Source organism: Hymenobacter arcticus, assembly GCF_054779975.1.
Genome location: NZ_BAAGXF010000003.1, coordinates 426,478 through 439,468, shown reverse-complemented (window position 1 = coordinate 439,468; position 12,991 = coordinate 426,478). Strand labels below are relative to the sequence as shown.

The window sequence follows — 12,991 nt, the reverse complement described above, 5'->3', positions numbered from 1 at the left end:
CCCATCAGCGTAGGGTCAGACCACGCTATCATGCGGCGCTTGCGCCTCCTCACCGCCCGGCACTACTACCTCAGGAATACTAATTCCCCCAGACGCAAAAAACCCGGAAAACTGCCTTCACGACGTGAGAAGCGGTTTTCCGGGCGTTCCGGTACGGATTAAGGGAGCCCCCAGTCGGACTCGAACCAACGACCCTCTGATTACAAGTCAGAAGCTCTACCAACTGAGCTATGGAGGCTTAATCGTGGGGCAAAAGTAAGCTTAAAAACGTGGCCGGGCAACCCGGCCGGGCAATAAAAAAGGGTCGTGCCAGTTGGCACGACCCTTTTTACAACGTAATCAAGCGGTTAGCTGCGCAGCTGCTTGAGCTGCTTCTTGAGTTTTTCGATGCGCACGCGGGCTTCCTCCATGCGGCCCTGGTACTCCTGGCGCAGTTGGTCGGCGTTTTTGGAGCGGGCGAAGAAGTCGAGGTTGGTTTGCAGGGTGGCCACGTCGTTTTCCAGCTCCTGGATTTCGCGGCGCAGGCCGGTTTCCTTGCGGGTGAAGGCCTGCTGGGCCTGCGGGCGGGCCTTGAGGCGGGCCACTTCCAATTGGAAGAGCAAGTCCTCGCGGTCGGTGGGCGTGATGCCGCCGGTCTGGTCGAGGTACTTGCCGGCGAGGGTCATAAACTGCTCCTCACCGCGGTCGGAGGTGCCGCCGCCTTCGCCGTCCAGGGTCTGCCAGTCGGCAGCCAGGGCGCGGAAGCCTTCGAGCGTGCCGGGCGTGGTGGGCGAGAGGGCGGCCACTTGCTGGCCCACGGTGTCGAGGCGGGTCACCTGCTCGGCGCTGGCGGCCGACTGGCGCTCCTCGCGGTGGCGGGTTTCCTGCTTGGGGCGCTCAAACACGCCGTCGCAGGCGGCGCGGAAGCGCTTCCAGATTTTGTCGGCCTGCTTTTCGGGCACGCGGCCCACGTCCTTCCACTCCTTCTGCACCCGGATGATGATGGTGCGGGCCTCGTCGAAGTCGGGCAGCTGCTGGGCCGCCTCGGCCTGCTCGATGAGGGCGTACTTGGCTTGCAGGTTGGTGTTCTTCTCCGAGTCGAGACTCTTGAAGAAGTCGTTTTTGCGGTTGAAGAACGCCTTGTAGGCGTTCCAGTACTGCTTGTTGAGGGCATCGGCCTGGGCGCGAGGCACGGGGCCGGTGGCTTCCCACTCCTTCTTGATTTCCTGGAGCTCGTCGGTGCGCGAGCGCCACTCATTTACGCGCTCGGTGGTGAACTCGGCGAAGGGCAGCACGCGCGCCAGCAGGGTTTGCTTGGCGGTGAGGTTGTCCTTTTCCTGGGCCGAGCGCACGTCCACAAACTCCTTGCGGCGCAGGTGCACGGCCTCGGAGGCGGCCAGGAAGCGCTGCCACAGGGGCTCGCGCTGCTCACCGGGCACGGGGCCGATGTGTTTCCAGTCGTCGTGCAGCTTCTTGAGCTCGTCGAGGGCCTTGTTGATGCCGGGGGCGCCTTGCAGGGCTTCGGCGCGGGCCACGAGGGCCTCCTTGGCCTCCTGGTTGCGGCGGCGGTCCAGCTCCTTCAGCTCGTAGAAACGACCCTGGTTGGCGTAGTAGCGGTCGAGCAGGCCGTGGTAGCTGTTCCAGGTTTCCTGGCTATCGGCCTGGGGTACGGGGCCGGTGCTCTTCCAGTCGGCTTGCAACTGCTTGAGCTTCTGCGAGCTGTCTTTGGTTTCGGCATTCTCCACCAGCTGGCGCAGCTGGGTGAGCAGCTCCTGCTTGCGGGCTAGGTTCTGACCGCGATTCTGGTCCTCGGTTTTGGCATCGCGGGCGCGGCCTTCGCGGAACTCCTGGAGGGCTTTATTCAGCTCGGCCTGGCTGGCTGGGGGCTGGAAGCTGAACTCCTGGGGCGCGTTGGCGTCTTCGGCCAGCTTCTGGCGCGAGGCGGCGCGGGCGGCGGCCACGTTGGCCTCGTACTGGCGGCTGAGCTCGAAAATCTGCTGGCGGTTGCGGCGCGCGTCGGGCCGGCGCAATAGGTCGATGAGGTGGGCGGCCTGGCTTTCGAGGTCGAGCGTGGCGAAGTCGGGGGCCGGGGTTTCGGGCACATAATCGTCGGCCTCGTCGCCTTGGGCATCGCCAGCGGCTTCGTGCTGGTGCTCTAGTTCGGCCTGGTGGGCTTCGGCGGCGGTGTCGGCGGCCGAGGTGGGCAGGGTAGCCACGCCCTCTGGCATGTTCTCGATGTCTTCCGCGCTGGTCAGGGCGTGCACGGGGGCGGCCTCGTCGGCATCAGCCGGTGGGGCGAGCGCGGGCGCGCTGGCGTCGGCCGGGGCCATGGCCTCGCCGTAGTGGGCCACGGCGCGGGCTGCGGGGGCCGATAGGTGCTCGGCGGCTACTTCGGCGGGCACATGCTGGGCCGTTTCGGCGGCCGCGGCGGCTTCGGGCGAAGCGTCGGCGGCACTGCCGGGGGCGGGGTGGCCCAGGGCTTCGGCCAGGCCGGGCTCCGAGCGGAGCGGGTCGACTTCGGTTTGGGTGGCCCCGCCTCCGGGGGGCACGGCGGCCTCGGCCGGGGTGTCGCTGAGGGCGGGGGCGGCGGGCGTGGCTTCGGCCGGGGCGGCGGTGGGCGCATCGCCCTGCTGGGCGCGGATTTCGGCCAGGCGGGCTTCGAGGACGCTCATGCGGTCAGCGGGCGTGTCTTGGGCGGGGGTGGGGTTTTCTTCGGGCAGCATAAAGCAAAGCGAAAAGCCGGCGGCCGGCCGGGGCCGGGAAAGGAAAGTTGGTGAACCGCCGGCGCGGCGGGCAAGGGGCAAAGTTAGGCAGTGTTAGTTCAGGCGCGGGTCGAGCGGGTAGTTGGACAGGGCGCGGTAGCGGCCGCCTTTTTCGCGCAGGATGCCTTGCCAGAACGCATCAGCCCTCAAAGTAAATACTTTCCCGGCACTAGCGGGCTCCCGAAACCAGGAGCCGCCCGCAATTTCCTCCTCCAGCTGCCCCGCCGACCAGCCCGAATAGCCGATAAAGCAACGCACGTCATCGGGTAGGATAACCCCCGTATTTACCAAGGAGATAAGTGAGTCGAAGTCGCCGCCCCAGTACACGTCATCGCCCAGGTTAACGGCCTTGGGCAGGCTGGCGTAGCGGTGCACAAAATGCAGCGTATCGAGCTGCACCGGGCCGCCTTCGTAGAGGGGCAGGGCGGCGGCGGGGCCGGGGGGCAGGGGGAGCACGTCGCCGAGCCCGGTGGCCATGCGCCGGGTGAGCACCAGGCCAAACGCGCCCTCGGCGGGGCGGTGGCGGCACAGCAGCACCACGCTGCGGGTGAAGTGCGGGTCGCCCAAAAAGGGCTGCGAGATGAGCAGGGTACCGGGCTTCATAACGAAAGGAGCAAGTAAGATAGACCTAAATACGCACGGGCGGGCCGGATAGTGCCCCCTACCTTTGCCTACCTGGCGGCGGTGGCGGTTGGCCCCGGCGTATTCGCTTTTCGTTCCTGCATGACTCTTTCTACTTCCGAAGGCCCTGCTCGCTGGTCACGTTTGTGCGCCCGCCGCTCAATGAGGGAATGCTGCCGCACGGGCACAGCTACCCGTTGGGCGAGTACGTCTGCTATACCGAATACTTCGTGGCTGGGCAGCGCAGCATCCTGTTGCTTGTGCTGCCGCAGTACGCACAGCTCATAACTCATAACTTATTAAAATGACTGATACCGAACTTGCCGACCTGCGCCAGAGCTACACCCAGCGCACGCTGCTGGAAACGGACGTGCTGCCCGATGCCGTGCGCCAGTTTCGGCAGTGGCTGGAGGAGGCCGTGGCGGCCCAGCTGCCCGAGCCCGCCGCCCTCACCCTGGCTACCGTAGACGCGGCCACCGGCCAGCCCAGCCAGCGCGTGGTGCTGCTCAAGGGCCTGCCCGCCGACGCGGGCTTCCTGTTCTACACCAACTATGACTCGCAGAAGGGCCACGAGCTGGCCGCCCAGCCCCGGGCGGCGCTCAACTTCTTCTGGCCCGGCCTCGAGCGCCAGGTGCGGGTGGAAGGCGTGGTAGAAAAAGCGTCCGAAAATGTCTCTACTGAGTACTTCCAGAGCCGGCCGCGCAGCAGCCAGGTAGGGGCCTGGGCCTCGCCCCAGAGCGCCGTCATCGGCAGCCGCCAGGAGCTGGAAGCCCGCGAGCACGAAATAGAAGCCCGCTTTGCCGACCAAACCCCTTTGCCCCGGCCGCCGCACTGGGGCGGCTATGTGCTGCGCCCCACCCGCGTGGAGTTTTGGCAGGGCCGCCCCAGCCGCCTGCACGACCGCCTGGTGTACGAGCGCGCCGCCGGGAACAACGAATGGAAAATCAGTCGCTTAGCCCCGTAAGTTTTAGCGTCGTGGCGATGGTAATAGAGCTGATTCCAGTTGTTGAGATTGGGTATAATAACCAACAGGTTCAAGTGCCGGACAAGTACCCCTACTGGGAAAATACGGTGCTTTGGGCGGCCTACCGGGCCGCGAGTTGGCACCAAGCTGGTTTTCCGGATGCCTTAGCCACCTATGGGCCAGGGTCCGCCTTTTGCCGCTTGTCAGCTATTACCGAAGCCAATTTGCTCAAATTAGTCGTAGACCACACGGCTGGGTGGCGCGCGGGTGAATACGACCGGGAGCAAGCCAGTAATTTGTTTGGTGGCTATGTGTTGCGGGTTGATGGGGAAGATAAGTTTTTCCCTCAATGCTGCGGCGGCCTGAGTGACATCATTTACTGGGAAAGGCTGGCGTTGGGTCAGCACTCAGCCTATGAGGGGCACCCGGCACCCGGCGTAGTGATTGAGCAGGATACGCTAGTGCTTGACTTCGCTACCCAAGTCGATGACGAGCCGTTTGAGCCACCACCGCCTACGGTCACGGTGCGCTTAAGCCGGGCCGCTTTACAGACTGCCGTTGCTAATGTGCAACTAGAGTTAGCACACTTTGCGCAACTGCTAGCGCGACTGAACATCGCCGCCGGGTTAGGAATTGCGGAGTTAGCCAAGCTCTTAATTTGGCAAGATGACAGACACGACTAACCTGCTAGCTCCTATACTCACTTACTTACTTACCATTCTACCGCTTGGCTGAAATTCAACCCGTGCGCGGCTGGCGCTACAACCCAGCCCTGAGTGCCGATATTGACGAGGTGGTGTCGCCGCTTTTCGACGTGGTGAGCGTGCGCCAGCGTGAGGCGCTGTACCGCAATCCCCTCAATTCCATTCACTTATCGGTGCCCCGCGCTGAAGGTGAACTGCTGCCCACTGTGGCGGCCGCCCGCCGCCTGGCGCAGTGGCAGGCCGCGGGCGTGCTGCGGCAGGACGGCCTGCCCGGCATTTACGTGTACTACCAGTATTTCCGGCTGCCGGGCGAGGGGCGCGAGCGTTGCCGCAAGGGCTTTATGTGCCACATCCGGGCCACCGACTGGGCCGAGAACGTGGTGCTGCGCCACGAAAACACGCTGCCCGCCGCCGTCAACGACCGGGCCGAACTGCTGGCCGAGCTCCAGTTTCAAACCAGCGCCACCCACGGCCTGTACCGCGACGAGGCCTTTGAGCTGGAAGCCCTGATGGACGAGGCCATCCGGGACCCGCTCTGCCAAACGGAGGAAGATTACCAGGGCGCGCGCGACGTGCTGGCCGTGATTCAGGATGCCGGGGTTATCCGGCGGTTTCAGGCGGTGCTGGCCAGCCGGCAGGTTATCCTGGCCGACGGCCACCACCGCTACGAAGGCTCGCTGGCCTACCGCCAGGCTCGGCAGCTGGCCGCCGGCCCGGCCGGCAGCACCGGCCACGAGCCCTGGAACTTCCACCTGATGTACCTCACCAACGCCGCCAGCGACGACGTGCGCATCCTGCCCACCCACCGGGTGCTGCGCGAATTGCCCGCGGGCCTCACCGATGCCGCGCTGCTCACCCGGCTGGCCGCCTACTTCACGGTAGTGCCGCAGGCTGAGCCGCAGGACCTGCCCGAGCTGATGGCCGGCAAGCGTTGGGCTTTTGGCCTGGTGTTGCCCAGTGGGGCCTACAAGCTGCGCCTGCGCCCCGAGGTGCACGCCCGGCTCGACTGGCCCACCACGCCCGAGGTGAAGGACCTCGACCTGACGGTGCTGCACTTTTTCGTGCTCGAAAAAGTGCTCGGCATTGTGGGGCCCGATGCCCAGCGCCGCTGGGCCGGCGTGGCCTACGTGCGCGGCCTGGCCGAGTGCCTCCAGCAAGTGGACCGGGGCGAGGCCCGCGCCGCCTTCCTCACCAACGAGGTCACCATGGCCCAGGTGGAGGCCGTGTGCCACTCGGGGGCCGTGATGCCGGCCAAGTCCACCTTCTTCTACCCCAAAACCCTGGCCGGCCTGCTCTTTTCGAGCCTGGCCGAAGCGCCCACCGTGTTCGGGGCCGTGTTTGAGGAATAAGTCGCTTGTTTTCATAAAATATTGTGCATCAAATATTTGTGTCAGATAAGGTCATCGCAGTCCACCCCCCCGCGTCGGCGGCGCGCTACTGGCTGCTGCTGGCGCTGGGCAGCCTGGCCCTCTGCGCGGGCTACGCCGCGCTGGTGCTGGGCACGGCCAGCTGGGCCGAGGCCCGGGCCCTGGACGGCCTCTACCCGTTTGATGACGTGTGGCACATTTGCGCCTTTAGCCCCGCCGACTGGCAGTGGGCGCAGCGGCTGCTGGCGGGCCTGGCGGCCGGGCTGGCGGCCGCGTGGCTGGCCCTGGGCCCGGCCACGGCGGCCGGCCGGCACGAGCTGCGGGCCACCGTGGCCCAGGGGCGGCGGCTGGTGGGCCGGCTGGGCGGGCAGTGGCGGAGCTTGTCGCGCACCCGGCGCGGGGTGCTCGGCGCGTTGCTGGCCGCCCTCACGGCCGTGCGCCTCTACCTGAGCTTGACCACGCCCTGGAACGACGACGCGGCTTCGTACGGCTTTTTTGTGCGGCACGGGCTGCTGGCGGTGAGTGCCTACTATCCCATTCCCAACAACCATTTGCTATCCAATACGATAGCTTTGTTGTTTTACCAAGTGCACCCCAGTTTTTGGTGGACGATGCGCCTGCCCGTGCTGCTGCTCAGCACGCTGGCTACGCTGGGGTTTTTTACAGCCATGCGGCGGCGGCTGGGCTACTGGCCCGCACTGCTGGCGGCCGGGGCCAGCAGTTGGGTGCAGCTGGGTTTGTACCAGGCGGCCGCCGGCCGCGCCTATTGGCTGACGATTGGGCTGACGGTGGGGCTGTTTTGCGCGCTGCTGGCGCTGCTGCGCCCCGGCGTAGCGCCCCGGCGGCTGGCCTGGGTGAGCGTGGTAGCCACGGGGGTGCTGGGTTTGTACGCCGTGCCCACGTTTGCCTACGCGCTGGGCTCGGCCCTGACGTGGCTGGCGGGGCAGGCGCTGTGGCAGCGGCGGGGGAAACTACTGGCGCAGGCCGTCGCCGCGGGTGCCCTCATTGGGGCCGGGGCCGGGCTGCTCTACACGCCCCTGCTGCTGGTATCGGGCCCCGAAATGCTGCTGGCCAACCCCTACGTGCAGCCCCTGGCGGCCCCCGACTTCTGGCGGCAGCTGCCCACCCACGCCTGGCTTACGGAGGGCTACCTGCTGGGCCAGCGCGGGCTGGGTGCGGCCGGCACGCTGCTGGTTCTGGGGCTGTTTGGCTACCTGCTGGGGCAGCAGCGGGCGGGCCGGCTGGCCCCCGGCCGGGCCCGGCAAGTGCGCGAGGTGGGCTGGCCGGCGCTCTGGTTTGTGGGCTGGCCCTATGCGCTGCTGCTGGTGCAGCGGGTGCTGCCGCCCGAGCGCACGTGGCTCTATAAGTCGTGGTTTAGCTACCTGCTGCTGGCCCTGGTGCTGGCCGGCTGGCGGTGGCAGCGCCCGGCGCGGCGCTGGTTGGCGGGCCTGGTGGCCGCGGTATTTGTTCTGTACCAGGTAACGGCCCAGCTGCGCGACAACCGCCAGGCCCAGCGGCGCCTGGCCCCCGACGGGGCCATGGCCACCTGGCTGGCCCAGCACCCGCAGGTCCGGCCCGTGCTGGTGCTGGATGACGGCATCTGGAACTGGCAAACCCTGCAAGCCCACGTCAACGACCCTCGCCAGCCCTGGGCCGTGGACCGGGTGGCCCTGCCCGGCGTGCGCTACGGCTACGTGCTGAGCCGGGCCGGCGCGCCTGTGCTTCCCGGCACTGGCCCGTTGGTATTTTCGGTGGGCACGCTGCGGCTGGCCCGCTACAGCGCCCCGCCGGTGGCTGGGCCGCCCACGGCGCGCAAGGACTATTGAAGATAATAAAATTAAGTAGTTGTAAATAAAAGTGTTATGAACTTGATTCTTGCCTCCGGCTCGCCCCGCCGCCGCCAGTTGCTCACCGACCTGGGCCTGGCCTACGAAATCCGGCTGCGCGACGTGGACGAAAGTTACCCGCCCACGCTGCGCCGGGCTGCGGTGGCCGAGTACCTGGCCCGCCACAAGGCCGCGGCCTACCGCGCCGACCTGGCCCCGGATGAGCTGCTGCTCACGGCCGATACCATTGTGTGCCTCGGCGACGACGTGCTCAACAAGCCCGCCGATGCGGCGGCGGCCCGCGCCATGCTCACCCGCTTGCAAGGTCGTGCCCACCAGGTATATACCGGCGTGTGCCTGCTGCCCGGCGACGGCCGCCCGCCGGTGGTGTTCGCCGACGAAACGACCGTGCACTTCCGCGCCCTGAGCGCCGCCGAGATAACGTTTTACGTGGACCGCTACCAGCCCCTGGACAAGGCCGGGGCCTACGGCGCGCAGGACTGGCTGGGTTTGGTGGGCATCGAGCGCCTCGAAGGCTCCTATTTCAACGTGATGGGCCTGCCCACCCACCGCGTGTGGGCCGCTCTGCACGCGCTGGGGCTGGGGCAAGTGTAAGCAAAGCCTGCTAGCCGGGTAGTTAACAGGTTGCTGAATAATGACTTATTTTGAAAAAAGCGTCCCCCGCCGGGTTCCGGGCCCTGGCGGGGGGCTGCTGGTCCTGGTAGTGCTCGCTGCTTGCGCGGGCTACGCGGCGCTGGTGCTCTACTCGGCTAGCTGGGCCGAGGCGGCGGGGCTGCGTCAGTTTTACCAATGGGAACCGCGGGCCTATACGGCGGCCGGGTTTGCGAGCCTGCGGTGGGCACTGCTGGGGCTGGCGGCGGCCAGCGGCCTGGGGGCGCTGGGCGTATCGTGGCGGCCGGCGGGCCGGCTGGAGTGGGCCCGATGGGCGCAGGAGGTGCGGGCGATTGGGCGGGGCCTGGGCGCGGGCTGGCGCGGGCTGCGGCCGGGGCAGCGGCGGCTGGCCGGCGGCCTGCTGCTGGCCCTCACGGCGCTGCGGGCTTACTACAGCCTCGTTACCGCGCCCGGCGACGATGCCGTTTCCTACGAAGTATTTGTGCGGGCTTCCCTGCTTACGGTGAGCGCCACCTACCCGCTGCCCAACAACCACGTGCTGAGTAATACGCTCTCGTGGCTGTTTTACCAAGTGTACCCCGGGTTTTGGTGGAGCATGCGCCTGCCGGTGCTGCTGGTGAGTACGGGGGCCACGGGGGGCTGGTTTTTACTGCTGTTGCGGCGCAGCAATTTTCGGGTGGCGCTGCTGGCCGTGGGCTGGTTCAGCGTTACGCAGCTGGCCTTTTACCACAGCGTAACGGGGCGCGGCTACGCCCTGCTGGGGGCGTTGGGGGCCATCGGCTTTTTTGCCGTGCACGAAATTCTGGGGGCGGCGGCTGCTCGGCGGCGGCAACTAGCGTGGGTGGCGCTGGTAGGCAGCGGGGTGCTGGGCTTGTACGGGGTGCCCACGCATGCGTACTTTTTGGTATCGGCGTATGGGTGGCTGGGCCTGGGGCTGCTGCGGCGCCGGGCGTGGGGGGCGCTGGGGCGGGCCGTGGGGCTGGGCGTCCTCACGCTGGTGGGGGCCGGGCTGCTGTATGCCCCGCTGCTGCTGCTTTCGGGGCCGGGGCTGCTGTTTCACAACGGGTACGTAGTGTCTTTGCCGGTGGGTGAGTTCTGGCGGGCCTTGCCGCGCTACTTCTGGTTCACGGAAGGCTGGCTGAGTGGCCACCGGTGGCTGGGGGCCGGGCCGCTGCTAGTTGTGCTGCTGGGCTTTGCGCTGCTGTGGCAGCGGGCGGCCACGGGGCGGGTGCCCGCCGCTACGGCCCGGCTGGTGCGGGGCCTGGGGCTGCCGGGCGTCTGGTTTGTGCTGGCGCCCTATCTGCTGGTGCTGGTGCAGCGGGTGCAGCCGCCCGAGCGTACGTTGCATTATAAAGCGCAGCTACTGAGTATACTAGCTGCTATAGTAGTTGATTGGGGCCTGTGGCAACCGGTTGTGGTGCTGCCGCGCCGCTGGGGGCAGCGGCTACTGGTGGTGGGTAGTCTGGCCTTTGCCGGGGTCGAGTTATTTTTTGTCGAGCGCTTCAACCGCTTGCAGCAGGCCCAGTGGGTGACGTACCGGGCGGGCGGGCAGTGGCTGAGCCACCAGTCTCCCGGCCCGGTGCTGGTTCCCGACGCCTTGCACCGGTTTGTGCTGCGCTTCTACGTGCACAGCCAGCTGTGGCAGCAGCCCTGGCAGGTAGACGACCACCCCCGGCCAGGGGTGCACTACCGCTACCTGGTGCGCAAGCCCGGGGCCCAGCCGGGGCCCTACGACCCCGCCGTGGCGGGGCCGCCCGCCCATCACGACGGGCTGCTGGATATTTTTGTGGCACCCTGAGTTGAAGCGGGCCACTGTGCCCTAAAAATTTGCTTAGAAGCTACGTATGCAATTTCTTGTGCGGTTTCAGCTGTGGCTGCTAGGGGCGGGGGCGGCGGGCCTGGCCCTGCTCTTTGGCCTGACCAGCTACGCCGACCTGCTGGCCCACGGGGGGCGCAGTGGGTTTGGCATTTTCGGCATTGGCAGCTGGGTCGTGCTGCCGCTTACGCCGGCCCGCTACCAGGTGCTGCGCTGGGGGCTGGCCGGCGTAGCGCTGGCGGCCGCTGCGCTATGGGCGGGGTGGCCGCGCCCAGTGGGCTCCCATCCAAAAGCTCCCCACTACGCGGGGGGGGGCTGGCAGCTGGTGCGGGCGCTGGCCCGGCCCTGGCAGCGCTTGCGCCCGGCGCAGCGCTGGGGGGCGCTGGGGCTGCTGGTCACGGCGGCGGTAGTTCGGGGGTATTATGCTATCTATTACCCACTTAGCCTAGATGAAATAGCCTCTTACGACTACTGGGTGCTGCCGGGCGCGGCCGTTACGGCCAGCTACTATCCCTTTCCCAACAACCACGTGCTGCCCAACCTGCTGGTGGGCCTGGTGCACACCCTGGCCCCGGCCGCCCCGCCGACGCTGGCGCTGCGGCTGCTGCCCACGCTGTTGAGTTTGCTCACGCTGCCCGTGGTGTTCGCGCTGGCGTTGCGCCACCTGCGGTTTGGGGTGGCCACGCTGGGGCTGGGGCTGTACTGGCTTTCGCCGCTGGCCGCGTACTACGCCGTGGCGGGGCGCGGCTACGCCTGGACGCTGGTGGCGGCGCTGGCTGGCGTGTTGGCCATCCTGGAGCTGCTGCGGCCGGGCGCGCGGCGCCCCGTGCGGCAGCTGGCCTGGGTGGTGTTTGGGCTAAGCGGGGCGCTGGGGCTCTACGCCGTGCCTACGCACCTCTACGCGCTGCTGGGGCTGGGCCTGGCTTTGCTGGTGGGCTTCGGCCGGGGCCGGGGGCGCGCGGTGCGGCTGGCGCACCTGGCCGTGGCTACGCTGGGCCTGGTCCTGGTAGCGGGGGTGCTGTACGCGCCCATTGGGGCGGTGTCGGGCTGGCCGGCGCTGCTGGCCAACCCCTACGTGGCCCGGCAGGCGTGGCCCGAGTTTCGGGTGGCGGTGGGGCCTTTTTTGGTGGGCACGGCTACCGAGCTACTGGGGCAGCGCGGACTGAGCGCAGCGGCCTACGTGCTCCTGCTGCTGCTGGCCCCGGTGGCGCTGGGCCGGGGCCAGTTGCCGGCCCCCTCGCGCCGGCTGGGCTGGGTGCTTTATGTGCAGCTGGGGCTGTGGCTGCCGCTGTCGGTGGCGCAGCACGTGCTGCCGCCGGCCCGCACGCTGCTACTGGTGCTGCTCGCCTTTTTCCTAGTGGCTGCCTTGGTAGCCCAGGTGGCCTGGGCCCGCTGGCTAAGGGTAGTGGCTGTAAAACCGGCCTTGTGGGCAGTCACTACTAGTATGCGGGGGCGGCAGCTAGCGGCTTTGGTGCTCGTGCTGGGGGCCTACGGAGGTTACCGCCTGCACCGGGAGCAGGCCGTTATCAGGGCCCAAATCCAGCAGCAGGTGGCCCTGCGTCAGGCCTACGCCTGGCTGCGCACCCAGCCGCTGCGCCGCGTGTGGGTCGAGCCGCGGGCCTACGCCTTGTTCTGGCAGCACTACGCCCTGAGCGCCGGCCAGCGCCCGCTGCCGCTGCGCGTCGTCTACGACGTGCCCGCCGCCCGGCCCGGCCCGCGCCAGGAGGTCGAAGCCTTGCCGGCCGGTAGCGTGCCGGCGGCCCCGGCACGCTACCGCAACGAGCTGCTGCGCATCATCCCGGTGTCACCCATGCAGCCCTTGGTTCAATACTAAGTATAAGTGCTTGATTGAAAATAGGTTATGGCTAGCCTTTAGCCAGTAGCGCAATACCCACCACAATCAACCCGAGCCCGCCGGCCTGCGCCAGCGACATGCTTTCGCGCAGCACCACCAGTCCCAGCACGGCGGCCAGCAGCACGGAGCCGCCCACAATTACGGGCGTGCCCACCGAAGCCGGCACCCCGCGCTTAAACACCACGAAGGTCAGAATCTCGGCCAGTCCCACGCTCAGGCCCGCTAAGGCGGCCAGCCCCAAGCCCTTGCCCGACACGGCCAGCGGCTGCCCCAGCAGCTTTAGGCGCAGCAGCCACGCCGCGCCCAGCCCGGCCGCCACCAGCTGCAACACCACCGCGCCCACGGCGGGTGGCAGGTGCGCGGCGGCCAGCTTAATAAAGAAATTGTAGCCCGCCAGGCACAGCGCCGTGAGCAGGGCCAGGGGAAGCCAGTTGGACATGCGTGTTGGAACAGTAGTTAGTTAG

Annotated in this window: 10 protein-coding genes and 1 tRNA gene; 7 read left to right on the top strand and 4 right to left on the bottom strand. The window is 67.5% G+C overall.

Features of this window, described 5'->3' with window-relative positions:
* Nucleotides 1-165 precede the first annotated feature (165 nt).
* From ACYVGC_RS08255 to ACYVGC_RS08245, 3 genes are all read right to left on the bottom strand, one after another.
* Nucleotides 166-238: transfer RNA gene (locus tag ACYVGC_RS08255), tRNA-Thr, on the bottom strand.
* Between the two features lie 109 nt (nt 239-347).
* Complete coding sequence (locus ACYVGC_RS08250; RefSeq protein ID WP_460583334.1) at nt 348-2,702, bottom strand: DUF349 domain-containing protein; 2,355 nt, start codon at nt 2,700-2,702, stop codon at nt 348-350.
* 93 nt (nt 2,703-2,795) lie between these two features.
* Complete coding sequence (locus ACYVGC_RS08245) at nt 2,796-3,344, bottom strand: YqgE/AlgH family protein (protein WP_460583333.1); 549 nt, start codon at nt 3,342-3,344, stop codon at nt 2,796-2,798.
* A gap of 322 nt (nt 3,345-3,666) precedes the next feature.
* Between ACYVGC_RS08245 and pdxH the strand changes: the two genes are divergently transcribed.
* From pdxH to ACYVGC_RS08210, 7 genes are all read left to right on the top strand, one after another.
* Complete coding sequence (pdxH, locus tag ACYVGC_RS08240) at nt 3,667-4,326, top strand: pyridoxine/pyridoxamine 5'-phosphate oxidase (protein ID WP_460583332.1); 660 nt, start codon at nt 3,667-3,669, stop codon at nt 4,324-4,326.
* Nucleotides 4,299-5,009, top strand: a complete 711-nt coding sequence (locus ACYVGC_RS08235) for a hypothetical protein (protein ID WP_460583331.1) — start codon at nt 4,299-4,301, stop codon at nt 5,007-5,009. The genes pdxH and ACYVGC_RS08235 overlap by 28 nt, the downstream gene beginning before the upstream one ends.
* Before the next feature lie 44 nt (nt 5,010-5,053).
* A complete protein-coding gene (locus tag ACYVGC_RS08230; protein WP_460583330.1) occupies nt 5,054-6,379 on the top strand; it encodes a DUF1015 domain-containing protein in 1,326 nt (441 codons plus the stop codon).
* Between the two features lie 38 nt (nt 6,380-6,417).
* Nucleotides 6,418-8,223 (top strand): hypothetical protein, encoded by a 1,806-nt coding sequence (locus ACYVGC_RS08225; protein ID WP_460583329.1) that lies wholly within the window; start codon nt 6,418-6,420, stop codon nt 8,221-8,223.
* Between the two features lie 36 nt (nt 8,224-8,259).
* Entirely contained in the window at nt 8,260-8,838 is a 579-nt protein-coding gene (locus tag ACYVGC_RS08220) for a Maf family protein (protein WP_460583328.1), read from the top strand.
* 109 nt (nt 8,839-8,947) lie between these two features.
* Nucleotides 8,948-10,654 carry a hypothetical protein gene (locus tag ACYVGC_RS08215; protein ID WP_460583327.1) on the top strand — a complete coding sequence of 569 codons (1,707 nt, stop codon included), beginning with the start codon at nt 8,948-8,950 and terminating at the stop codon, nt 10,652-10,654.
* Between the two features lie 46 nt (nt 10,655-10,700).
* Nucleotides 10,701-12,506, top strand: a complete 1,806-nt coding sequence (locus ACYVGC_RS08210; protein ID WP_460583326.1) for a hypothetical protein — start codon at nt 10,701-10,703, stop codon at nt 12,504-12,506.
* Nucleotides 12,507-12,537: 31 nt separating this feature from the next.
* Here the strand turns inward: ACYVGC_RS08210 and ACYVGC_RS08205 are convergent, their stop codons facing one another.
* On the bottom strand, nt 12,538-12,966 hold the full coding sequence (locus tag ACYVGC_RS08205; protein ID WP_460583325.1) for an EamA family transporter: 429 nt from the start codon (nt 12,964-12,966) through the stop codon (nt 12,538-12,540).
* Between the last annotated feature and the right edge of the window lie 25 nt (nt 12,967-12,991).